Origin of the sequence: Streptomyces hazeniae (assembly GCF_031845485.1) — a bacterium.
GTDB lineage: Bacteria > Actinomycetota > Actinomycetes > Streptomycetales > Streptomycetaceae > Streptomyces > Streptomyces hazeniae.
Genome location: NZ_JAVREQ010000010.1, coordinates 106,225 through 128,672, shown reverse-complemented (window position 1 = coordinate 128,672; position 22,448 = coordinate 106,225). Strand labels below are relative to the sequence as shown.

The 22,448-nt window shown below is 73.9% G+C and carries 21 protein-coding genes, 4 tRNA genes and 1 pseudogene; 9 read left to right on the top strand and 17 right to left on the bottom strand.

What is annotated here, in order from left to right:
* Positions 1-84: 84 nt before the first annotated feature.
* Entirely contained in the window at positions 85-240 is a 156-nt protein-coding gene (locus tag RM572_RS13500; protein WP_311673563.1) for a hypothetical protein, read from the top strand.
* On the opposite strand, the gene RM572_RS13495 is transcribed toward RM572_RS13500, so the two are convergent.
* The 7 genes from RM572_RS13495 to RM572_RS13465 all read right to left on the bottom strand — a co-directional run bounded on the left by RM572_RS13495 (position 213) and on the right by RM572_RS13465 (position 6,406).
* Entirely contained in the window at positions 213-1,061 is an 849-nt protein-coding gene (locus RM572_RS13495; RefSeq protein ID WP_311673562.1) for a GNAT family N-acetyltransferase, read from the bottom strand. The two genes, RM572_RS13500 and RM572_RS13495, sit on opposite strands and share 28 nt — an antisense overlap.
* Before the next feature lie 152 nt (positions 1,062-1,213).
* Positions 1,214-1,642, bottom strand: a complete 429-nt coding sequence (locus RM572_RS13490; RefSeq protein WP_311673561.1) for a PPOX class F420-dependent oxidoreductase — start codon at positions 1,640-1,642, stop codon at positions 1,214-1,216.
* A 121-nt stretch (positions 1,643-1,763) separates the two neighbouring features.
* Positions 1,764-3,041 (bottom strand): hypothetical protein, encoded by a 1,278-nt coding sequence (locus RM572_RS13485; RefSeq protein WP_311673560.1) that lies wholly within the window; start codon positions 3,039-3,041, stop codon positions 1,764-1,766.
* Positions 3,035-3,835 (bottom strand): peptidoglycan DD-metalloendopeptidase family protein, encoded by an 801-nt coding sequence (locus RM572_RS13480; protein WP_311673559.1) that lies wholly within the window; start codon positions 3,833-3,835, stop codon positions 3,035-3,037. Before RM572_RS13480 ends, RM572_RS13485 begins: the two co-directional genes overlap by 7 nt.
* A gap of 227 nt (positions 3,836-4,062) precedes the next feature.
* A complete protein-coding gene (locus RM572_RS13475) occupies positions 4,063-4,275 on the bottom strand; it encodes a hypothetical protein (protein WP_311673558.1) in 213 nt (70 codons plus the stop codon).
* Positions 4,276-4,391: 116 nt separating this feature from the next.
* On the bottom strand, positions 4,392-5,729 hold the full coding sequence (locus RM572_RS13470; protein WP_311673557.1) for a sensor histidine kinase: 1,338 nt from the start codon (positions 5,727-5,729) through the stop codon (positions 4,392-4,394).
* Entirely contained in the window at positions 5,726-6,406 is a 681-nt protein-coding gene (locus RM572_RS13465) for a response regulator transcription factor (RefSeq protein WP_311673556.1), read from the bottom strand. Before RM572_RS13465 ends, RM572_RS13470 begins: the two co-directional genes overlap by 4 nt.
* Before the next feature lie 645 nt (positions 6,407-7,051).
* Here RM572_RS13465 and RM572_RS13460 point away from each other — a divergent pair.
* Positions 7,052-8,692, top strand: coding sequence for an alpha/beta hydrolase (locus RM572_RS13460; RefSeq protein WP_311673620.1), 1,641 nt, complete (start codon positions 7,052-7,054; stop codon positions 8,690-8,692).
* 337 nt (positions 8,693-9,029) lie between these two features.
* Positions 9,030-10,034, top strand: a complete 1,005-nt coding sequence (gene ppk2, locus RM572_RS13455) for a polyphosphate kinase 2 (RefSeq protein ID WP_311673555.1) — start codon at positions 9,030-9,032, stop codon at positions 10,032-10,034.
* 59 nt (positions 10,035-10,093) lie between these two features.
* Here the strand turns inward: ppk2 and RM572_RS13450 are convergent.
* The 6 genes from RM572_RS13450 to RM572_RS13425 all read right to left on the bottom strand — a co-directional run bounded on the left by RM572_RS13450 (position 10,094) and on the right by RM572_RS13425 (position 14,848).
* A tRNA-Lys gene (locus RM572_RS13450) sits at positions 10,094-10,166 on the bottom strand.
* A gap of 227 nt (positions 10,167-10,393) precedes the next feature.
* On the bottom strand, positions 10,394-12,334 hold the full coding sequence (locus RM572_RS13445; protein WP_311673554.1) for a DEAD/DEAH box helicase: 1,941 nt from the start codon (positions 12,332-12,334) through the stop codon (positions 10,394-10,396).
* A gap of 257 nt (positions 12,335-12,591) precedes the next feature.
* Positions 12,592-13,353: a hypothetical protein gene (locus RM572_RS13440; RefSeq protein WP_311673553.1), complete on the bottom strand. Its 762-nt coding sequence runs from the start codon at positions 13,351-13,353 to the stop codon at positions 12,592-12,594.
* A 249-nt stretch (positions 13,354-13,602) separates the two neighbouring features.
* Entirely contained in the window at positions 13,603-13,974 is a 372-nt protein-coding gene (gene crcB / locus RM572_RS13435) for a fluoride efflux transporter CrcB (protein WP_311673552.1), read from the bottom strand.
* Complete coding sequence (locus tag RM572_RS13430; protein ID WP_311673551.1) at positions 13,971-14,489, bottom strand: fluoride efflux transporter FluC; 519 nt, start codon at positions 14,487-14,489, stop codon at positions 13,971-13,973. Before RM572_RS13430 ends, crcB begins: the two co-directional genes overlap by 4 nt.
* Positions 14,486-14,848 carry a metallopeptidase family protein gene (locus tag RM572_RS13425; protein WP_311673550.1) on the bottom strand — a complete coding sequence of 121 codons (363 nt, stop codon included), beginning with the start codon at positions 14,846-14,848 and terminating at the stop codon, positions 14,486-14,488. The genes RM572_RS13430 and RM572_RS13425 overlap by 4 nt, the downstream gene beginning before the upstream one ends.
* A gap of 207 nt (positions 14,849-15,055) precedes the next feature.
* Here RM572_RS13425 and RM572_RS13420 point away from each other — a divergent pair, with 207 nt between their 5' ends.
* The 4 genes from RM572_RS13420 to RM572_RS13405 all read left to right on the top strand — a co-directional run bounded on the left by RM572_RS13420 (position 15,056) and on the right by RM572_RS13405 (position 17,197).
* Positions 15,056-16,813 carry a metallophosphoesterase family protein gene (locus RM572_RS13420; protein ID WP_311673549.1) on the top strand — a complete coding sequence of 586 codons (1,758 nt, stop codon included), beginning with the start codon at positions 15,056-15,058 and terminating at the stop codon, positions 16,811-16,813.
* 115 nt (positions 16,814-16,928) lie between these two features.
* Positions 16,929-17,001: transfer RNA gene (locus tag RM572_RS13415), tRNA-Glu, on the top strand.
* A gap of 43 nt (positions 17,002-17,044) precedes the next feature.
* Positions 17,045-17,119, top strand: a tRNA-Asp gene (locus RM572_RS13410).
* 4 nt (positions 17,120-17,123) lie between these two features.
* Positions 17,124-17,197: transfer RNA gene (locus RM572_RS13405), tRNA-Phe, on the top strand.
* 181 nt (positions 17,198-17,378) lie between these two features.
* Here RM572_RS13405 and RM572_RS13400 read toward each other — a convergent pair.
* The 3 genes and pseudogenes from RM572_RS13400 to RM572_RS13390 all read right to left on the bottom strand — a co-directional run bounded on the left by RM572_RS13400 (position 17,379) and on the right by RM572_RS13390 (position 20,235).
* The gene (locus RM572_RS13400; RefSeq protein ID WP_311673548.1) at positions 17,379-18,098 is read right to left on the bottom strand and encodes a hypothetical protein; all 720 of its coding nucleotides are present in this window, start codon (positions 18,096-18,098) and stop codon (positions 17,379-17,381) included.
* A 283-nt stretch (positions 18,099-18,381) separates the two neighbouring features.
* Positions 18,382-19,186, bottom strand: a pseudogene (locus tag RM572_RS13395) (VOC family protein).
* 83 nt (positions 19,187-19,269) lie between these two features.
* Positions 19,270-20,235, bottom strand: a complete 966-nt coding sequence (locus RM572_RS13390; protein WP_311673547.1) for an ADP-ribosylglycohydrolase family protein — start codon at positions 20,233-20,235, stop codon at positions 19,270-19,272.
* A gap of 110 nt (positions 20,236-20,345) precedes the next feature.
* Here RM572_RS13390 and RM572_RS13385 point away from each other — a divergent pair, with 110 nt between their 5' ends.
* The gene (locus RM572_RS13385) at positions 20,346-21,419 is read left to right on the top strand and encodes an NAD(P)-binding domain-containing protein (protein ID WP_311673546.1); all 1,074 of its coding nucleotides are present in this window, start codon (positions 20,346-20,348) and stop codon (positions 21,417-21,419) included.
* On the opposite strand, the gene RM572_RS13380 is transcribed toward RM572_RS13385, so the two are convergent.
* Positions 21,391-21,747, bottom strand: a complete 357-nt coding sequence (locus RM572_RS13380) for a hypothetical protein (RefSeq protein ID WP_311673545.1) — start codon at positions 21,745-21,747, stop codon at positions 21,391-21,393. The genes RM572_RS13385 and RM572_RS13380 overlap by 29 nt on opposite strands.
* A gap of 143 nt (positions 21,748-21,890) precedes the next feature.
* Between RM572_RS13380 and RM572_RS13375 the strand changes: the two genes are divergently transcribed.
* A complete protein-coding gene (locus tag RM572_RS13375) occupies positions 21,891-22,418 on the top strand; it encodes a DinB family protein (RefSeq protein WP_311673544.1) in 528 nt (175 codons plus the stop codon).
* Positions 22,419-22,448: the final 30 nt, after the last annotated feature.

Genomic DNA, 22,448 nt, shown 5'->3' with positions numbered 1-22,448 from the left:
CGGGTCGTCGGCGATGACTTTCCGCAGCGCGGGCCGTCGCCACGGAGGGGAGCGGCGCGCTCCCCGGGACGGACGGCACTGCCCGTGAAGGCCGACCTCCGCCGCACACTCCGCGAGCACGAGGGCGGCACCGTCACCGTGCACCTGCAGGAACGCCTGCAGCCCCCGGACGGGGCGCGCACCGGTATCCCCGGCGGCGCTCCCGTGGCCGGTCACCGTGCGAACGCGTACGAGGTGTAGTCGCCGAGGACGCGGTAACCGAGGCGCTGGTAGAGGGCGTTGCTGGTGGGGTTGGCGAGGTCGGTGAAGAGCAGGACGTCACGCACGCCCGCGTCGAGCGCGGCCTGCGAGAGGGCCGCCGTGACGGCACCGCCGTAGCCCCGGCCGCGCTGCGCCTGCGGCGTGTACACCGGTCCGACGCGTGCCGCGCCCGCGACCGGTGCGCCCATGGCGGCCATGGCCACCGGTTCCGGCCCGGTCTCCCACAGCATCAACCGGCCGCCGCCGATCCGGTCGTCGATCATGCGCCCGTCGTCCGACGACGGAAGCCCGGCGTCGCGCCGGAACGCGGCCCACCAGGCGACGAGCAGGTCGCGGTCGGCGGCGGTGGCCGTGCGGGCGCGGCCGGCCGGCGCGGGCTGCGGCGGGCGCAGCGTCCCCAGCCGGAACAGCCGTTCGTGGCGCAGCACGCGCACCTCGCCGCTGTTCTCCCGGCCGTACGCGGCGGCGAACGCCTCGGCCACGGCTGCCGGGCCGTTCACGCCCGGGGGCGCCGGGTCGCGTCCGGCGAGCGCGGCGGGCAGTGCGGCGGCGGCTTCCTCGGGCATCGCGGACAGCGCCACCGGGTAGGGCGGAGTGCGCAGGAACGCCCCGGCCACCTCCCCGTCCGCCGCGTGCCACCAGCCGAACACCGGCGGCCGGTCGCCGTACACGTCGATGCCGAGCGCGGCCAGCGTGCTGCTGACCGAGAGCGTCGTGGTGTTGACGTCCGGGCGGGCGCGCAGAAAGCCCCCGGCGTGCGCACGGAAGGCGTCGAGGTCGTCCGAGAGTGTCCAGGCCATGGCCCAGGCTCTCGCTCCTCCAGTCGTCCCGCACCCGGTTTTCCCGGCACCCGGCCGGCCGGTGCGCGGCAGGAACGCTCAGCGCGCGACGTGGTGCACGTTGTGCTCGCGGAGGTCACTGAGCAGGCCGGAGGCAGCAGTGACGTCCTTGGTCAGTCCGCGAGGGCGTCGAGGCCGAGGGCGTGTTCGACGCGCATGCGGACCAGGAGTTCGCCGGGGACGCCGTTGCGCGCGCCGTACTCCTCGGCGCGGCCCTCGCCCATGTAGCGGGCGGCGATGCGCGTCGCCCAGGCGCGGACCTCGGGCAGGTCCTCGCTCAGCTCGGCGCGGCCGCGCAGCACCACCATGGAGTACGGCGGCCGTTCGTCGTCCACGCACAGCGACACCCGGCCCTCGCGGGCGAGGTTCCGGCCCTTCACCGTCTCCGCGCCGGTGTTGAAGACCACGTCGTCGCCGTCCAGCACGAACCACACCGGGGCGACGTGGGGGCTGCCGTCGGCGCGCACGGTCGCGAGCTTGCCGGTGCGCGTCCCCGCCGACACGAAGGCCCGCCACTCGTCCTCGGTCATCTTCTTCGCCATGCGCCCGATGATCGCACGCAACACCGACAAGCCCGGCGGAAAGGGACCGGCCCCGTGGCACACGTCCACGGGGCCGGCCGTCACGCCGCACACGGGAGGGCGGCGAGCCGACGGGTGCGCGCTAGCAGGTGGGCACTCCCGGCAACCAGGAGTCGGCCACATCGACGAAGATGTTCGAAATGTAGCCGCCGTAGTCCGGCAGGTAGGACCACGCGTCGTTGCTGTAGCCCTGGTAGTGCACCATCTGACCGCGCTTCTGACACTGCACGTTGACCGTCGTCGGGCCGGGCAGGGAAGCCACCGACGCCGAGTTCGTCGTGGCCTGTTCCCGGATGTTGACGTCCGAGCCCCAGGTCGGGAACGGCTTGGTGTCCGAACCGCCGCCCCCCGTCCACAGGTAGGTGACGGTGACCCAGCCGTTGTCGTTCAGGCCGACGTTGTAGAAGGTGCCGTCGGCGAGGTCGATGCCCGCCGGGTTGGCGACCTGGCGGCCGAACTGGTCCGCGCCGCCGTTGTAGTCGTCCTGGTAGGCGGCCTGCGCTTCGGGCCTGCCCTGCGGCAGGTCCTTCCACATCTCCCGCACGGAGGACGGGTTCCAGTAGTCGTCCTTGGTGTTCCACGGGCCGACGTCCCACACCGGCGCCGTCTCGCAGCGCGCCGGGCCGCACACCCGCACCGAGTACTCGTGGCTGCCCCTCGGCGACAGACCCCGCCGCGAGGGCAGCGCCACGAAGTGGTCGTTGGGCTGGATGACATGACCGTTGGCAGTGGTGTGCCCCACCAGACCCTCACGGGTCGCGAACACCGTCGCGGAGAACGCCGCAGCCGCCTGCGGCCGCTCCTTCGCCCGCTCCGAGGCCGGCACCGCCTCCGCCGACAGCCGCAACCCCTCCACCACCGGACCGGCCGAGCCGTCCGCCATCCCGAACAGGGTCACCCGCGCCTGCACCGAGGACGCCGCACGCGGCAGCAGCGCCGGCGCACCGGCCGCCGCCTCCCGCCACTCCGTCCACACGCCACCCGCGCCGCGCCCGCGCACGTCGACCGCGACCCGCGTGCCCTGCGGCGTCCGCGCCTGAAGGTCCACCGACACCCGGTGCACCGTACGGCCCAGCTCGCGCACCGGCAGCACCGCCGCACCCTGCGCGCCCTCGCCCCCGGCCGACGCCGGACGCACACCCTCCGCACGCAGCCGCAGCGCACCGTCCGTGAAACGGACGCCCACGTCGTCACCGCCCCGCACACCCAACTCCGCACGCCAGGACACCTCCTGGCCCGGCTTCGCCGGGCCGGCGGGCGCGGCACCGGCCGGGCCGGAGGCGGCGCCCAGGCCGACCATGGCGAGCAGTGCGACGGCGCCGCTCAGCGCCCGGTGGCGTCGTACCCGCGAGGTCAGCACGTCGGCACCCCCGGCAGCCAGGCGTCGGAGACGTCGATGAAGATGTTCGAGATGTAGCCGCCGTAGTCCGGCAGGTAGGACCAGGCGTCGTTGCTGTAGCCGCCGTAGTGCACCATCTGGCCGCGCTTCTGGCACTGCACGGTGACCGTCGTCGGACCGGAGAGGGTGGCGGTCACGGAGGAGTTGGTGGTGGCCTGGGCGCGGATGTTCACGCCGGAGCCCCAGGTCGGGAAGGACGTGCCGTCCCCGCCTCCGCCGCCCGGGGTGCAGGGCAGGCCGACGCCGCGTGCCGACAGGTAGGTGACGGGGTTGGCGCCGAAGCCGAAGCCGCCGTCCGGGTGGACCTCGAAGTGCAGGTGCGGGCCGGTGGACTGGCCTTCGCTGCCCATCAGCGCGATGCGCTGGCCGCCGGTGACGGTCTGTCCGACGGACACGTCACGGTGGTACATGTGCCCGTACTCGGTGACCGTGCCGTCGGTGTGCCGGATGCGGATCCACTGGCCGTACCCGCCGGCCGGGCCGGAGTGGGTGACGGTGCCGGGTCCGACGGCGTAGATGGGCGTGCCCCGGCTGTTGGCGATGTCCACGCCGTCGTGCCCGTCGTGGTAGCCCTGGCTGATCACACCGGCGGTCGGGCACGAGCCGGAGTAGGCGAGGGCCGGGGCGGTCGGCGCCTGCTGCGGTGCGGCCGTGGCGGCGGCGGGGAGGGCGACCATCGTCGCCAGTACCGCGCCGGCCGAGACGACCGTGGTGAGAAGTCTTCGGGCGGCGCGTCTGCCGTGGAATCGGAACATGCGCTCTCCTGGAGGCGTAGTGGAATCGTGTTTCCGTCCGGGCCGGATGCCGCCAGGAAAGCAGGGGCGTCATGCACGCGACAATAAGCGGGCGGGGTGCGAAAGTGACGGACCCGGGAAGCAGAAGACCACTGGTGGACGAATCGTCCCCAACCGGTGGACAACGCGGAGCGGGTGCCGTTGGTCCGACCTCTGGCGCCCGGCTCCCCCTCGGCCGCCCGGCCGCCTCACAGCCACACGTCGGGCCCGCCGCCGCGCCACTCGATCAGGTCCGGGTCGTCCAGCCGGATGCCCTCCGGGTCCAGGCCCGCACGGCGCAGGAACTCCAGCAGGTCGGCCTCGCTGTACGCGATGCCGAGAATCGTTCCGTCGGCACGGACACGGCGGCCGCCACCGCCGCCCTCCGCGGGCGGATACACGACGACGGGTGCACGGGCCATGCCTCCACGCTCGCTCTCCGCGCCGCCCGCCGCATCTCCTTTCGCCCATTCGGCTGGCCTCGGACGGCGGCTCGCGGACGGAAGGGCGGACGGAAAGCAGGGTCTCCGGCGCCGGCTCAGTGCGCGGACGCGTGCTTCGCGGGGCGCTCCAGCGGCACCTCGGCGCGCACGGCGTAGCCCCCTTCCGGGGTCGGCCCGAACGTGAGCCGGCCGCCGAGCAGGACGGCGCGCTCCTGGAGGCCCACGATGCCGTGGCCGCCGCCGGGAATGTCCGGACGCGGCGCCGCCCCGTCCGGCGGCCCGTTGCGGATGCTCACCCGCAGCGCCTCGTCGTCGACGTCGACGGTGACCAGGGTGCGGGCGCCGGGCGCGTGCTTGCGGACGTTGGTCAGCGCCTCCTGCACGGTGCGGTACGCGGTCCGTTCGACCGCCTCCGGAAGCCGGCGGCCGTCGGCGCCGTCCATGCGCAGTTCGGCGTCCAGCCCGGACCCCTCGACCAGCTCCGGCAGGTTGCCCAGCCGCGGCTGCGGAAGCAGTTCCGTCGGCCCGGCACCCGCCGCGCGCAGCACCACGATCATGCCGCGCAGTTCCTCCAGGGTGCCCGTCGCCAGCCGGCGCAGCGTCCCGGCGGCCTCCTTGACCTCCGGGTCGGCGGCGGTCACCTCCAGCGCCCCCGCCTGCACGGCCATCAGGCTGGCCTTGTGGGACACCACGTCGTGCATCTCCCGTGCCAGCCGGGCGTGTTCGCGGGCCAGGACCGTACGGGCGTGCAGCTCCCGCTCGTGGTCGCGCACGGTCGCCAGCTCCGCGACGCGGGCCGACAGGTCCTGCCGGGTCTGCACCAGGAGCCCTATGACGGCGGGACCGACGCCGAGCACCAGCGCGTAGATCAGGTTCTGCACGAGCAGTCCGGGCTCCGCCTCCGCGAACCGGCTCAGCGGCCACGGGATGAAGCTGCCCGTCACCACGGCCACCACCGCGAGCCGCACCTGCCAGGCGACCCGGCACCGGCTGGCCAGCGTGCCCAGCGCCACGATGGACGCCAGCAGCGCGACCCCCGCGTACAGACCGGGCAGCGCCAGAGCGAGCGTCAGCCGGGGCCAGCGGCGGCGCAGCAGCAGCGCCCCCGCGGCGACCCAGGACAGCACCGTCTGCCACAGATGCGGGGTGGGCAGCGAGAAGTACACGTCGAGCGAGGCCAGCACGGCGACCACGGCGTCGGTCAGCCAGCCGCGGCGCATCCACCGCAGGGCGGTCAGCGGCGCGCGCACCGCCCGCCGCAGCCGGCCCCCGCCCTGCGCGGGGGCGTCGCCGGCACGCCTCTGGTCGCCGGCCCGCACCTCGTCGGCGGCGGTGCCGTCGCCCGCGTCGAAGTTCTCGCGAGTGCCGGAAGTCTCGCGGGCGTCGGGAACCTCGCGGGTGCCGCGGAATCCGGCGGCGCCGTGGGCGTTCATCGCGCGCCGTCGGCGCCGAGCAGGCCCGCGCGTTCCGCGATCACGGCCGCCTGCACCCGGTTGGCCACGCCGAGCTTGGTGAGCACCGCGCTCACGTCGTCCTTCGCGGTCGCCGTGGAGAAGCACATCCGGGCGCCGATCTCGCCGTTCGACAGCCCCTCCCCGATGAAGGTGAGCACCTGCTTCTCCCGCCCGGACAGCTCCGCGACGGCACGGTCGGCGGACACCGCCTCGCCGCCCCGGCCGCCGTCCCGCAGGCGCCGCACCACCGAGGACGACATGCACCCCGCGCCCGTGCCCAGGGCCCGCACCGACCGCACCAGCACCTCCGGGTCGGTGTCCTTCAGCAGGAACCCGCCCGCGCCCAGCGCCAGCGCCTCGCCGAGGTACTCGTCGGTGTCGAAGGTCGTCAGCATCGCCACGTGCGGCGGTTCCGGCAGGCGGCGGATGTGCCGCAGCAGGGTGATCCCGTCGACGTCCGGCATCCGGATGTCGAGCAGGACGACGTCGGGCCGGTGCTCCCGTACGGCGGTCAGCGCGTCCGCGCCCGCGCAGGAGCCGACGACCTCTATGTCCGGGGCGCTGCCGAGGATCACGGTCAGGCCCGACCGGATGAGCACCTCGTCGTCGACGATGAGAAGCCGCAGCGTGGCGGCGGTTTCCGCGGTGGGGGACACGGCGTACCTCGGGAGCTCGTACCGGACCGTCAGGGATGTCCCGAACACACTGCGGGAGGGCGCCCCGGAGGACCAGCCGATGTGGCGGGTCTCACATCGCGTACGGGCCGCCGCGGGGAGGCAGCCTGACCCGTACCCCGGAGCGGGCCGTCGCCGCGGCGAGGCAGTACGCCGGAACGAGGGCCGAACGCCGAGCGGGTCGCCCCGCCCGGCGCCCCCCCGAGTGCTTCGGCCGCCGCCCAGTCTGACGCCCCCACCCGTACGGCGTAACCACCGGACGGCTGCCGTCTCCAGCCGGTCGGCGGGCGCCCGCCAGCCAGTTGGCGGTCCGTCGCCCCCCTGATGGCCACACTTCGCCATGCACAAGTAAAGAAGCACGTCCGAGGCTTGTGCACACCCCTCGGTGGGGTTGAAGGATCAGCCCCACCTACCAGCGACACCCACCAGCAGCACCTGCCCGCAGACCCCACCTGCCGGCAGCGGCACCATCGCCGCCACCGCGGCGGAACCGCAAGGGGGAACGCCTTGACCGCCTTCACCGCACCGAACGGCCGCACCAGACGCGGAGCCGCACGCGGCACCGCCGGCACCGGTCCGGGCGGCGCCCGCACCCGGCGCGGCACCGTCCTCGCCGCCGCGAGCACCCTGGCGACCACCGCCCTCATAGCCGGCGTCGTGGCCGTACCGTCGGCCGGCGCCGCCCCGGCGGCCGCGGCCGATGCCCCCACGGCCGCGGCCGACCGGGCCCAACGGGACCACCGGGCCGAGGCCCGCGGCGTGCGCGTCGCCGCCGCCCGTGCCGCCGCCCAGGGCATCGACTGGGCGGCCTGCCCCGCCGGCTGGGAACTGCCCGACCCCGTCCGGTGCGGCTGGGTCACCGTGCCCGTCGACTACGCCGAGCCGAACGGCGACACCGTGAAGCTCGCCGTCGACCGCGCCGCCGCGACCGGCGGGAAGGACGCCCACCAGGGCTCGCTCCTCTACAACCCCGGCGGTCCCGGCGGTTCCGGCATGCGCTTCCCGCTGCGCTCCACCACGGGCAGCGAGGCGTGGAAGAACCTCGCCGAGGCGTACGACTTCGTCGGCTTCGACCCGCGCGGCGTCGGCCGTTCCGCCCCCCTCTCCTGCATGGACCCGCAGGAGTTCGCCAAGGCCCCCAAGCCCGCGCCCGTCCCCGACGACGAGGCGGACAAGCGCGCCCACCGCAAGCTCGCCCGCGCGTACGCGGACGGCTGCGTCGAGCGCAGCGGCGACCTCCTCCGCCACATGAACACCCCGAACACCGCCCGCGACCTGGACGTGATCCGGGCCGCGCTGGGCGAGAAGAAGCTCAACTACCTCGGCGTCTCCTACGGCACCTACCTCGGCGCCGTCTACGCCGAGCTGTTCCCCGGCCACGTCCGCCGGATGGTGTTCGACAGCGTGGTCAACCCGTCCCGCGAGAAGATCTGGTACCAGGCCAACCTCGACCAGAACGTCGCCTTCCAGACGCGCTGGAACGACTGGACCGCATGGGTCGCCGAGCACGACGACGTGTACGGCATCGGTGCCACCGCCGAGCAGGTCCAGGAGCGGTTCACCGCGCTGCGCGCCGCCGTGAAGAAGGAGCCCGTCGGCGGCCTCGTCGGCCCCGCCGAACTGCTCGGCTTCTTCCAGGGCGCCACCTACTCCGACCGTGCCTGGGCGCCCGTCGCCGCCGTCTGGTCCGCCTACGCCAAGGGCGACGAGCAGGCCCTCGTCGACGCCGCGGGCCCGGACCCCTCCGACACCGCGGGCAACGTCTCCTCGGAGAACGGCAACGCCGTCTACACCGCCGTCGAGTGCAACGACGCGCGCTGGCCGTCGAACTGGAAGCGCTGGGACCGGGACAGCACCCGCCTGCACCGCGACCACCCGTTCCTGACCTGGTCCAACACCTGGATGAACCTGCCCTGCGCCGACTGGCCGCTGGAGCAGCGCGAACCCGTCGAGGTCCGTCCGGGCCGGAAGCTGCCTCCCACGCTGATCGTCCAGGCCGAACGCGACGCCGCCACCCCGTACGAGGGCGCCGTCGAGCTCCACGAGCGGCTGAAGGGCTCCCGGCTCGTCACCGAACGGGACGCCGGTTCGCACGGCGTCTCCGGGCTCACCAACCCGTGCGTCAACAAGCGCGTCGACGCCTACCTGCTGGACGGCACCCTCGGGAAGCGGGACGTCACCTGCGCCCCGCACGCCGAACCGCAGCCCGAGGCACAGGCGTCGGCACAGGCGCAGGCGCCGGGCACGGCGACCGTCTCCGCTCCCTGACCCGCGGCGCCGACACCGCGGACGCTCCCCACCGCCCACGGCATCGGCGCCGCACCGACCAGGCGGGGGCCGGAGGCCCCACACTCCGGCCCCCGCCCACCCCTCATACCGGTGAGGCCCCATACCGGTGAGGCCCCATACCGGTGAGGGGAGAGCGGTGCCCGACTTCCCCCGCCTCCCCTCACCACCCCACACCCCCCGCGCCTCCCTCCCACAACGCCGCACCACCCGGCCCGTCCGCCTCCCCCGTCTGCGACCCCGCGACCGGGGTAGAGGGAAGGGGACGGCCGGGGGGAGGCGGGCGCCGGTCCGCGTTCCGGCCGGGGAAGGGGACAGCATGACCGGGTCACCCGTCGAGGACGACCTCCGGGCGGCGGAGAAGAAGCTCCTGCAAGGGCTGACCATCGACGACCGGCGCCCCGAGCAACCCGTGGTGCTGGACGCGGAGGGACGGCCGCTCTCGACGTGGCGCGAGAACCACCCGTACGACGAGAAGCTGCGCAGAAAACCGTACGAGCGCACGAAGCGCCTGCTCCAGATCGAACTGCTGAAGGTGCAGCGGTGGGCCCGGGAGACCGGGCAGCGCATCGTCGTGGTCTGCGAGGGCCGGGACGCGGCGGGCAAAGGCGGCACGATCCAGCGCTTCACCGAACGCCTCAACCCCCGCGGCGCACGCGTCGTCGCGCTGGAGAAGCCGACCGAGCGGGAACGCGGCCAGTGGTACTTCCAGCGGTACGCCGCCCACCTCCCGTCCGCCGGGGAGATCGTCTTCTTCGACCGCTCCTGGTACAACCGGGCCGGCGTCGAGCGGGTCATGGGCTTCTGCACCCCGGAGGAGCACCGCCTCTTCCTCGAGCAGGCTCCGCTGTTCGAGCAGATGCTGACGGACGAGGGCATCCTGCTCGTGAAGTTCTGGTTCTCCCTCTCCCAGGGCGAGCAACGCACCCGCTTCGCGATACGCCAGGTCGACCCGGTGCGCCGGTGGAAGCTCTCGCCCACCGACCTGGCGTCGCTCGACCTGTGGGACGCCTACACCACGGCGAAGGTCGACATGTTCCGCGCCACCGACACCCCGCACGCGCCGTGGACCGTGGTCAAGAGCAACGACAAGAAGCGGGCCCGGCTGGAGGCCATGCGCCACCTGCTGAGCCGCTGCGACTACCCCACCAAGGACCCGGACGTCGTCGGGGACTGCGACCCGCTGATCGTCGGCCCCGCGGACACCCTCCTGGAGGCGGGCGAGGAACCGACCGACCTCTCCCCCACGCCCCTCGCCGACCACGACGCGGGCCCGGGCCGCCACCCCGGGCAGCCCACCTGTGACACGGCCGAGACGCGGTGAGACGCCCCCGGACGCCGCGGAGCCCGGGCGGGGACATCGCCCGGCCCGGGCTCCTTCGGTAGGTCGTGTGGGACTCGAACCCACAACCAATGGATTAAAAGTCCACTGCTCTGCCAATTGAGCTAACGACCCGCCCCCGCAGCATAGCCCGGAGGCGGGTCGATCATCGAAGCCATTCCCCCGTGAAGCGCCTACACCTCGGGCCCTCCCCCGGAGAGCACGGCGATCTCGTCAGCGGGCAGCACACCGGCCGCGTCATCAGCCGCACCGGCCCACGCCACCGCGACGACAACGGCCCGGGACCCGAACGGAGTTCGGGTCCCGGGCCGGGGAGTCGTGCCGGGCGTCAGCCCGTCGCGTCAGCCGTTGCGCTTCCAGCGCGGCTTGTCGGTGCGGCGGTCGGAGTGGCGCCCGCCCGCGTTGCCGCCGCCCCGGTGGAAGGAGCCGGCGCCGCTGCCGCGGTGGTCGTCGCGGCGGCCGTACGGGCGGCGCTCGTCACGACGGTCGCGGTTGAAGGGCCGGCGGTCGTCGCGCCGGTCGTCGCGGTTGAACGGACGGCCGCCGTCACGACGGTCACGGTTGAACGGACGGTCCTCGCGCCGCTCGCGGTTGAACGGACGGTCCTCCCGCCGGTCGCGGTTGTAGGGCCGACGGTCGTCGCGCCGGTCGTCCCGCTTGAACGGACGGCCGCCGTCACGACGGTCACGGTTGAACGGGCGGTCGTCCCGCCGGTCGTCACGGCCGCCGCCCTCGCGCCGGTCGTCGCGGCGGTCGAACGACCGCTCGTCGCGCTTGCGTTCGCGGCGCTCCTCGCGGCGGCGCTCCTCCGCGGCGCGGGCCTTCGCCTCGGCCTCGGCCTCCGCCGCCGCCTCGGCGGCGAGCGCCTCGGCGGCCGCGGCGACGGCCTCGTCCGGGTCGTCGCCCCGCTCGCGCGCGGCGCGCGCGGTGAGGCGGTCGGCCTCCTCGCGCAGCTCGGCGGCGCGGCGCTGCGCGCCTTCCAGGCGCCGGGCCAGGTCCTTGGCCTCGCGCTCCGCCTGCTTGGCGGAGTTCGCCGTGGACTCGGCCTGCACCTCGGTCAGCGAGCGGGCGCCGGTGATGCGGGCGACCTCGTCGTCGAAGACGTCGCCGCGGCCGATGATGTGGCGGGAGGCGTCGACGCCCGCGTCCTCCATCAGCCGGAAGATCTGCCGCCGCTGGTGCGGCAGGGCGAGGGAGACGACGGTGCCGGACTCGCCCGCGCGGGCGGTGCGGCCGGAGCGGTGCAGGTAGTCCTTGTGGTCGCCGGCCGGGTCCACGTTGAGGACCAGGTCGATGCCGTCGACGTGGATGCCGCGGGCGGCGACGTCCGTGGCGACGAGCGTGTTGACCTTGCCGTCCTTGAAGTCGGCGAGGGTGCGGGTGCGGGCACCCTGGGTCATGCCGCCGTGCAGGGCGTCGGCGCGCACGCCGGCGTCGCGCAGCTGCTCGGCGACGCGGTCGGCGCCGAGCTGGGTGCGGACGAAGATGATGGTGCGGCCCTTGCGGGCGGCGATCGCCGCGGTGACGGGCTGCTTGTCACGCGGCTTCACCACCAGCACGTGGTGCGTCATGGTCGTGACGGCGCCCTGGGCCGCGTCCACCTGGTGGCTGACCGGGTCGACGAGGTAGCGGTCGACGAGGGTGCCGATCTCCTTCTCCAGGGTGGCGGAGAACAGCATGCGCTGGCCGCCCTCCGGGATGAGGTCGAGGAGCTCGGTGACCTCGGGCAGGAAGCCCAGGTCGGACATCTGGTCGGCCTCGTCCAGGACGGCGATCTCGACGTCCTGGAGCGAGCAGGCGCCGCGGTTGATCAGGTCGCGCAGGCGGCCCGGGGTGGCGACGAGGATGTCGACTCCGCGCTCGAGGGCGTAGATCTGGTTGCCCATCGAGGTGCCGCCGCAGACGACCTTGAACTTGAGGCCGAGCACGTCGCCGTACGGCTGGAGCGCGTCGGAGACCTGCATGGCCAGTTCGCGGGTCGGGGTGAGGATGACGCCGCGCGGGCGCTTCTTCTCCGTACGGCCGCCGGTGAGGCGGCTGAGCAGCGGCAGGCCGAACGACAGCGTCTTGCCGGAGCCGGTACGGCCGCGGCCGAGGATGTCCTTGCCGGCGAGGGCGTCGGGGATGGTGGCGGCCTGGATGGGGAACGGCGTGGTGACGCCGTTCTGTGCGAGCTTGCGGACGACCTGCTCGGGAAGACCGAGGTCGCCGAAGGTGAGGGACTGTTCCGCGTCGGCGTCCTCGGGGAGAACGGCGTCAAGGGCGGAAACGGGCGCAGACATGCGTGAACAAACCTTCCGGAGTCATCGGCACGTGCCCATAACTCCGTGAAGCACACTGGACCGCCTCGATGCGGTCTGCCACGGCAGGGAAGGAACGCGCCACACGGCGCGCTTCAGTCGTGGCGCCGGGCGAGGGTGAATGGGATCAAACGATCTACCACCATACGCACCCGGTGGGGTGGCGCGCAAACCGGTGCAGCCGGTGGTGAGGGCCGTCACACACGCGTTCTCGGCAGGCGGTTCGGGATGCCCGGGTGTCACCGGTCGTGCGCCCAGGCCGGGGCTCCCGCGCCGCCCGCACCGCCGCCCTCCGAGCCGCCGCCGCTGCCCCCCGCGGGCGGGGTGGCACCACCGGACGGTCCCGAGGCACCGGAGGTGCCGCCGGACGTGGCGCCGCCGCCGTTCGCGTCTCCGCCGCCCGTGCCGCCGGGCGTACTGCCGCCCTCGGATCCGCCCGTGCCGCTGGACGGCGACGGGCCGGGGTCGCCGCCGCCCGTCGCGTCACCCGGGGTGCCGCCGGTGGCCGGGGGCTGCGGGCCGCCGCCGGGGGTGCCCCCGTCGTCACCGTCGCCGTCCCTCCCGTCGCCGCGGCCGCCCTTCGCCCGGTCGTCGCCCTCGCGCTCGCCCTTCCCGTCCTTGCCGCCCTCGCCGCCGTCGTCGCCGTCGTCGCCGTGGGAGCCGTGGGAGCCGTCCCCGCGCCGGTCGCCGGCCTCCTTGCCGTCTCCCCCGTCCGCACCCGCGCGGCCCGGGCGCCCTCCGTCACCGTGGTGGCCGTCCGCCTTCTCCCCGTCCCGGCCTCCGGCCTTCTCGTCCGAGCCGGCCGACTTCCGGTCGCCGTCACGGCCGTCCTTCGCGTCGTCGGACGACCCGGCGGCCATGCAGCCGGTAGCGGCGGCCAGCAGCAGCGCACAGGCGACCGTACGGGCGGTCGCGCGGCCGACCCTGCGGGCGGCGGCACGGGCGGGGACGCGGGCGGGGACACGAGTAGGGACGCTGCGGGCGAGGGACGCTCTGGACACGGTGCCTCCGGGGATGCGAGCGGTGCGGGCAGTGCGGGCGGGGAACCAGCGTCCTGCTCAACTTCCCCGACCTCCCGCAGGACACGGCGCCGGGCACCGCCGCGGACCCGACGTTCCCTCCGTCGGCGCAGGCGAGCACCGCCGTTCGGCGCCGGTGACCCGCCGGCCCGTCAGCATTCCCTGCGCGTCCCGTGGTTCGCCGCGCCCGGCGGCGGGGCGGCGCGGGTGTGCGGCTCGTCGCCGGGGGCCTCAGACCGCGCCGGTCAGCACCAGTCCCGCGGCCGCCGCGCCGGTGCCCGCACACACCGACGCGGCCACGTTCGCCCCGGCGAGCACCCCACGGCCGCTCTCCGCGAGCCGCAGCGTCTCCCAGGAGAACGTCGAATACGTGGTCAGCGCCCCGCACAGCCCCGTTCCGAGCAGCGCCTGCACGTCGTCCCCCGCTCCGCTCCCGCCGAGAACCGCACCCGTGAGCAGGCCCAGTGCCAGGCAGCCGGTGACGTTGACGGCGAAGGTCCCCCAGGGGAAGTCGGTGGCGTGACGGCTCTGCACCGCCCGGTCCGCCAGGTACCTCAGCGGGGCCCCGAGCGCCCCGCCCAGTGCGACCCACAGCCACGTCACGGCCGTCGCCTCCCCACGACCCTGCGGGTCCCCCACGCACCCGCGGCCACCGCGGCGACGGCCACCAGCGGCGTGGCGGCCACGGACACGAGCGCCACGCCGGGACGACCGTCCGCCGCCCGCGCGACCGCCTCGACGGCGTACGTGGAAAAGGTGGTGAACCCGCCCAGCACGCCGACGCCGAGGAACGGCCGGGCGAGCGGGTGGGACCACGCCGCGCGCCACCGTCCCGGGCCGGGCCGCGCTTCGGCGATCAGCACCATCAGCACGCCGATCAGCGCACAGCCGAGCCCGTTCACGGCGAACGTCCCCCACGGGAAGCCATGGGGGCGTGCGGGGAGCGCGAGCGTCAACGCGTGGCGCGCGAGCGCGCCCGACGCGCCCCCGCAGGCGATCGCGCCGAGCAGCGGCCACCGTCGCCGGCCCACGGTCTCCGCCCGGTGCCGCGCGAGGCGCAGGTCGACGTCCGAGTCGACGGGATCGGAGGACGGTCGCCGGGCGCCGGAGCGGGTCACCCGTAGCCCAGGGCGTGCAGACGTTCGTCGTCGATGCCGAAGTGGTGGGCGATCTCGTGGACGACCGTGATCTCGACCTCCTCGACCACCAGGTCGCGGTCGCCGCCCTCGGACTCGACGAGCCGCAGCGTCGGTCCGAGGTAGACCGTGATGCGGTCCGGCAGCACGCCCGCGTACCACTCGCCGCGTTCGGTCAGCGGCGTGCCCTCGTACAGACCCAGCAGGTCGGGGTCGTGCGCCGGGGGCTCGTCCTCGACGAACACCGCCACGTTGTCCATGAGCCTGGTCAGCTCGGGCGGGATGCGGTCCAGGGCCTGGGCGACCAGTTCCTCGAAGTCCTCGCGCGTCATCTCCAGCACGCCGCCATTGTCGCCGCACCCGCCCCGGCGCACGAGGCGCCCCGCCCCACCGCATCCCGTCGCCCGGTCCCCACCCGTCCCGGGACACCGGCGGGGACCCGTTCCGGCACCACGCGACCCGGCGCACGTATCGCCCATGCCGCACCGGGTGGTGTTCAATGCCCCTGTTCTGCATGAATCTCCTGCGTCCAGGGCATAGGGGGCTCCATGGCCGCGCGTGAAGAACGGCACCGTCCGACCCTCCGTCCGTTCCGATCGCCGGGAGCCGCCCTCTCACGTGCCGGGCGCGCGGGACGCGCCGCCGCCGCACGCGTACGGCGGTGGGTGAGACGTCCGCGCAACAGCCCCGCCGCCGCGGCCGCCGACGGAGCGGCGCAGCCCCCGCAAGGTGCGGAACTGTCCCGGGAGGGGCGCCCCGCGCAGCGCTGGAAGCGTGCGGGCGGCCTGGTCGCCATCACCCTCCTGGGGGCCTGGCTGGGCCTGCTGATCGTGGGAAACGTGCGCACCGACGTCGGGCCGATGGACACCACGATGACCCTGCGCCCCTCGCTCTCCGGCGGCACGAAGATCAACGTGTCGCCGCTCGGCTCCCTGGAGCTGGACAGTCATCACGCGCCGCTCCGCCTCGACGTGAACGTCGACCAGCTCGACCCCGTACGGTCCACCGCCCTCGTCAGCCACCCGGAACGGATCAACGGCCTCGAGAACGAGATCACCACCGACGTGCAGGACGGCGTACTCGACGTCGCCGTACGCACGGTCGTCGCCGTGGTGCTCGGCTCCACGGTGCTGGGCCTGGCCGTCTACCGGCGCCCGCGCCGCGCGCTGGCCGCGGGCGGACTCGCTCTCGCGCTGCTCGCCACTTCCGGCGTCACGGCGCTCGCGACCTGGAACCCGAAGTCGGTGCTGGAGCCGAAGTTCTCCGGCCTGCTCGCCAGCGCGCCGTCCGTGGTGGGCAGCGCCCGCAGCATCGTCACGGACTTCGGCGTCTACCAGGAGGAACTGGCCCGGCTGGTCACCAACGTCACCAAGCTCTACGAGGCGACCTCCACCCTGCCCGCCTACCAGCCGTCGCCGAACACCACGCGCGTGCTGCACGTCTCCGACATCCATCTCAACCCGATCGCGTGGAGCGTCGTGCGCTCCCTGGTCGAGCAGTACGACATCGACGTCATCGTCGACGCGGGCGACACCATGGACCACGGCACCGCCGCCGAGAACTACTTCCTCGACCCCGTCCCGGACCTCGGCGCCCCCTACGTGTGGGTGCGCGGCAACCACGACTCCATCGAGACGCAGGCGGCCATGGCCGAGCTGGGCGACGGCGTGTACGTGCTGGACAACGGCGTCGCCGTGACCGTCGCGGGCGTCCGCATCGCCGGCATGGGCGACCCGCAGTTCACCCCCGACCGTTCCGTCGTCCCCGAGGGCGACCCGGCGGAACGCGCCGCCGGGCGTGAGCTGGCGTTCGCGCTCCGCAAGCAGGCGGCACAGGACACCCCCGTGGACATCGCCGTGATGCACAACCCGGTCGCCGCCGCCGAGACCGACGGCGAGGTGCCGCTCGCCCTCGCGGGCCACACCCACAAGCGCAGCAACGAGATCCTCGAGGACGGCACCCGCCTGATGGTCGAGGGCACCACGGGCGGCGGCGGCCTCCGCGCCGTCGAGGACGACGACCCGCAGCAGGTGCAGGCCACCGTGCTCTACCTGGACGAGGAGACCGACCGGCTCCAGGCCTGGGACTCGATCACGCTCGGCGGGCTGGGGCTGTCCAAGGCCGAGGTCAGCCGGCACCTGCCCGGCGACGTGAACCCGCCGGAGCCCACCCCGTCCCCCTCCCCCTCCTCCCCCTCGCCGTCGCCTTCGGTGCCGGGCGAGCCGCCCGGCACGCCCGGCCCGGGGAGCCCCGCACCCGGCGTCCCGCCCACCACCGGCGCCCCCGCCCGGGAGGCGGCGCCGTGACCTGCGGCGTTCCACCGATCACGGTCGTACGGGAATCCGTTTTGGCGTTCCGTCCCGCCATCCCATATGCTTCTCACGTCCCCGACGCGCTGCGAAGCGCCCAGGTGGGTCATCAGCCCTCATCGTCTAGTGGCCCAGGACGCCGCCCTTTCAAGGCGGTAGCACGGGTTCGAATCCCGTTGGGGGCACGCACCACCCTGTGCGAGACTGGTTCCCGCACAGCACGAGCTTGGTCCTGTGGAGCAGTTTGGAGTGCTCGCCACCCTGTCAAGGTGGAGGCCGCGGGTTCAAATCCCGTCAGGACCGCTGTGGCTGGGTAGCTCAGTTGGTACGAGCGTCCGCCTGAAAAGCGGAAGGTCGCCGGTTCGACCCCGGCCCCAGCCACACCGCGTGAACAGGGAAACCCCCTGCCGGACACGTCCGGCAGGGGGTTTTCTCGTGAGGTGACATCACCGGCCGACCTCAGTGCGGCCATCGGATGTGCCGTCGTCCGGGCGCGCCCCTGGCAGCGGAACCGGCTGGGGCCCGCTGCCCAAGGCCGATGACGACGGCAGGGAGTGACCGCTCAGCAGGCCTGCTGCGGCCCGCTGTTCTCCGTGCCGACGCGCCCAACGGCCGTCTCGTCGCCCAGCCCCGTGCCCGCAGCGCGGGGGATGTAGCAGGAATAGCGGGTCTTGTTGATGACCTCCAGGTGGATGTGCGCGCCGGTGTCGCCGTTCACCTGGTAGCAGGAGGAGTACCGGAAGCGGCCCGTCTCGCCGAGCTTCGTCCACGGGCCGACCGTGGCGCCGACCGCGATGGCGTCCGGCTTGCGGTCGACGTGCATCACGTCCGCCCGTCCGACCACGGCGCCGGTGGCGTCGTTGCGGGCCTCCAGACCGATGCGCCAGCCGCCGTCGGCGAGGTTCCCGGTCGCACAGCCCGGGGTGACGGTGACCACGCGGACCGACACCGGGCTGCCCGACGCCGTCTTGCTACCGAACGGCGAGACGACCGTGGCCCCCGGATTCTGGTAGATGTCCACCGACCAGTCGTTCAGATAGCCCCAGTTGGAGAAGACCCGGTGGTGCGAGGACGGCGGGGTCTGGCCGAACCGGTCCCAGATGGACGGTCCCTGGATGGGCGGGTAGACGTTGATCGGGTCGGCGGCCAGCGGGCGTGCGGCCTTTTCGGGCGCGCCCTGGGTGTCCGGCCCGGCTGCGGGGGAGGCGGGCGCGGCGACCAGGACCGAGGACGCGGCCAGGACGGTGACGGCGACGGCGCGGGCGAGTGCGAGGAGTCTCAAGGCTTCTCCGTGCGGTGGGGGGACGACGGACCGGCGGAGGGCCTGGACGGCGCCCCGCCGCCGCAGAGTCAAGCACCGGCCCCGCAGCATGACCAGACGTCAGACACGCCCGCTCCACCCGGTGGCCTCTGCTCGGAGCCGTCGCTCCGGACCGTCGGACGCGTCGGACGCGTCGGACAACGGTGATCCCCTGCCGGACGCCTCCGGCAGGGGATCGTTTCGGCGGTTTCGGTCGCTCCCTGCCTGGAGGGGCAGGATCGCCGCCGCGCTCACGCGGGTCGTGTCAGGAGACGTCGGTGATCTTCGGCATCTCGCCTTCCGTCGTGGTGATGTCGATGACGGAGAACGCCGCGCCCTGCGGGTCGCCGAGGGAGGCGAAGCGGCCGAACGGCGTGTCCACGGGGCCGAAGTGGAGCCTCCCGCCGCTCTCGGCCGCCCTCGCGACGGCGTCGTCGCAGTCCGGCACGGTGAAGTAGACGTTGAGGTAGGACGGGACCTCGGGCGGGAAGTCCGCTGCGTTCATCTTCATCCGGCCGAGGACGGCGTCCTCGCCGAGTGCGTAGACGTTGAAGTCCATGCCTCCGGTGTCCTCCACGTGCCGCACGCGGTACGGGAAGACGCGGGAGAAGAAGGTGTCGGCCGCCGGCGCCTCCCGGGTGTAGACCTCCGCCCAGCAGTACGCGCCGGGGACGGCCTCGGCGTCGAAGCCCTGGTGCGTGCCGGCCCGCCACGCCGAAGACGACGCCGCCCGGGTCGCGGACGAGCAGCATCCCGCCGAAGTCGCCGACGTCCATCGGCCCCATCAGCACCTCGCCGCCCGCATCCCGCACCTTCTGCGCGGTCGCGTCGAGGTCGGGCGAGGCGAGGTACAGGCACCAGGCGCCGGCGCCGCCTTCCATGCCGGGCATGGTGGGCGAGACGGCGGCGACGGCCTTGCCGTCGGCGTACGCCTGCGCGTAGTCGCCGAACCGCGGGTCGGGTGCGGCGAACGTCCAGCCCAGCACGTCGCCGTAGAAGCGCTTCGCCGCATCGACGTCGTCGAACATCGCGTCGGCCCAGCAGGGGGTGCCTTCCGGTCGCACGGCCATCACTCTGCGCTCTTTCCGTATCGAGGGGCTTCCCCCTCCTTTCACGCTAGCCACGGCCCGGCGCCCTCGCACGCCGACGAGGGTCACGCGCCCACGGAGAGTCTCCGGGCCAGCTCCATCAGATCGCGGCGGCGCAGAACACGGCCGGGCCATCCCGGCAGCGGCACGTGGAGCACCGCGGTCCAGCGTTCCGGCAGCGCGCCGATTCCGTAGCAGGCCCCGGCCAGCCCGCCCGTCACGGCGGCGACCGTGTCGGTGTCGCCGCCGAGATCGACGGCCGCGCGCACGGCCTGCTCGAAGTCGCACGTCGTCCGCAAAGCCCACACGGCCGATCCCAGGCACGGCCACACGGCGCCGTTGAACTCGGTCGCCTTTCCGGGGTCCCAGTCGGGTGCGAGCACCGCTGCGTACCGCTCCCGGTGTTCCGGGTGGACGGCGGTGAGGGTCTCCGGGATCGCTGCGAGCGGGTCGTCGCCGTGGAGGGCGCAGCGCACCAACTCGTGGAAGACTGCCGTGCCCTCCCATGCCGCCGGGTCGCCGTGGGTGAGCGCGGTGATGCGGCGGGCCGCGTTCATCGTGGCCCGGCGGCCGGCACTCGCGAAGTGCACCGCGGCCGTCGAGGCGCGCATCAGAGCTCCGTTGCCCGCCGCGCGCAGGTTGGTGTCGAAGTGGGTCGCGGCGGCCGTGTCCCAGGGCTTGCCGTTCGTGAGCACGTCCTCGGTCTGCAGTCCGATGTCCTTGGGATCGGCTGCCGCCCAGCGCTGGAAGCGCCCGAAGACGTCCGGCAGGTCGAGGCGGCAACGGTCCAGCAGGGACTCCCCGACCAGCACGGCCATCTGCGTGTCGTCCGTCGCCTCCCCCGGTTCCCAGCCTCCGCCCCCGCACATCTCCCCGCCCCTTCCGGGCTCGGGGAACCGTGCGGAGAACGCGCCCTCCGGCCCGAATTCGAAAGGCGCGCCCAGTGCGTCTCCGACCGCAGCGCCCACGACGGCGCCGGCACAGCGGAGCAGCCGTTCGGGCGCGGGGTCGTGCGGAGAACCGTGCGGCATGCGCCTCAGGTTACGGGCCGCTCCGGGACGTGCGACCTACGTCGCAGAGCGGAGGTCGTTGGTCCGCCGGGTCGATCCGGACGGGACGGGGGCTGCGTAGGTTCGGGCGCATGCGGATCGGGATTCTGGGGACGGGGAACGTCGCGCGGGCGCTGGGGGAGGGATGGGCGGCGGCCGGACACGAGGTGGTGCTGGGGTCGCGGGCCCCGGCGGAACGGGGGGACGCCGGGCCGGACGTACGGTCGCTCGCCGGGGCCGCGGCGCACGGTGAGGTGCTGGTGAACGCGACGCCCGGCACGGAGTCGGAAGCGGTGCTCGCCTCGCTCGCCGGGGAGGTACCGGCGGGCACGGTGCTGGTGGACGTCGGCATCGGCTTCACGCTGGACGGCGCACTCGCCCATCCCGGTGTTTCGCTGGGCGAACGGCTCCAGGCCGCGCATCCGGCGCTCCGGGTGGTCAAGACGCTGTGCACGGTGACCGCTTCGGTGATGCGCGATCCGGGCGGGCTGAGCGGACCGTCCACGGTGTTCCTGTCCGGTGACGACGCCGGCGCGAAAGCCGTCGTGGGCGGGCTGCTGCACGATCTCGGCTGGCCGGAGACGGCCCTCCTGGACCTCGGCGGCATCGGCACGGCACGTGGTCAGGAGCACTTCGCGCTGCTCTTCCTGGGCGTGGCCGGGGCGTTGGGCTCGCACGCCTTCAACGTCCGCGTGGTGCCGGAGGCGGACACGGCGACCGTGGCGGCGGCGCGTACGGCGCGGCGCTCGCACCGGTACGCGGAGGCGGTGGCGTTCTACCGCGACGTCGTCCGCCTTCCCGTGGTCCACCTGGCCGAGGACGGTCCGGACGGGCACGGGGTGGCGGTCTTCGGGCTGCCGGGCACGCCGGCGACGTTCGAACTGCTGCCGGAAGACCGGCCGTTGCCGGGCGGTCGTCCGCACGAACAGCTGGTGCTGTACTTCCCGGGCCGGGCGGCCCGGGACGCCGTCGTCGGCCGGCTGGCGGACGCCGGTCACGAGCCGGTCGGGCAGAACCGCTACTGGACCCTCAACGACGCCGTCACCTTCCGGGACCCCGACGGGGCCGAACTCGTCCTCGCCCCCTGGGTCTTCGGCGCGGAGCCGCCGCCCGCCCGCAGGCGGCGGGCGGGGGTCGTCACGCCGGCCACCGGACGAGGGCGCTGAAGACGAGGTACAGCGCGACGACCGCGACCGGCGCCAGGACCGACACCAGCACCCGGAGCGCGGCGAAACGCCGCTGCCGGGGCAGGGCCCAGCTCAGGACGAGCAGGCCGGCCGGGACGAGGAGGCCCCAGCAGAAGACGGCGAAGGCGGTGGCGAAGCTGTCCTCGAAACGGTCGGCCTCACTGCCGAAGCACGAGTCGCAGGCCATCTGCGACAACCCGGCGATGCCGACGACGACGAAGCCAAGCGGCAGCGTGACGAGGGTGCTCATCAGCGGGGCGATCCAGCACCTCGGAGCGGGGGTGTGCGGGGCGGTCGTATCGGTCATGCGCCCATCCAACGCCGTTCGGCGCCCCGGGGCCTGAGTCGCCGTACTCACCGGCACTCCGCCGGAGTACGGAGCCGCTGAGACCGGGGAGGGGGACCTCGCGGCACCCCTCCGATGTCAGTGGTCCGTGCGAGCGTGGTGGCATGACGACGATGCCGGACGGACGTGCCGTCCCGCCGCCGCGGGCCGACGAACGGGCCACGCTGGAGAGCTGGCTGGATTTTCACCGGGCGACCCTGCCGCTGAAGTGCGCCGGTCTGGACGACGCGCAGCTCCGGCGTGCCTCCGTGGAGCCGTCGTCGATGACGCTGCTGGGTCTGGTCCAGCACATGGCGGAGGTCGAACGGAACTGGTTCCAGCGGGTGTTCACCGGCTCTCCGGTGGACCGGGTGTACGAGGACGGTCCGAACGGCTTCACACTGTCGGCCGGTCGGGGGATCGACGAGGTGCTGGCCGTCTGGCGCGTGGAGGTCGCACGGAGCCGCGCCGCGATCGCCGACGCGTCGCTGGACGACTGCGGCACGCTGCCCGCCGCGGAGGCCGCGCATCTCGGCGGCGACGACAAGGTCTCCCTGCGCTGGATCCTGGTCCACATGATCGAGGAGTACGCCCGTCACAACGGCCACGCCGACCTGCTCCGCGAACGCCTCGACGGCGCCACGGGGACGTGAGACGAGCACCGACACCGTGATGCAATTGCG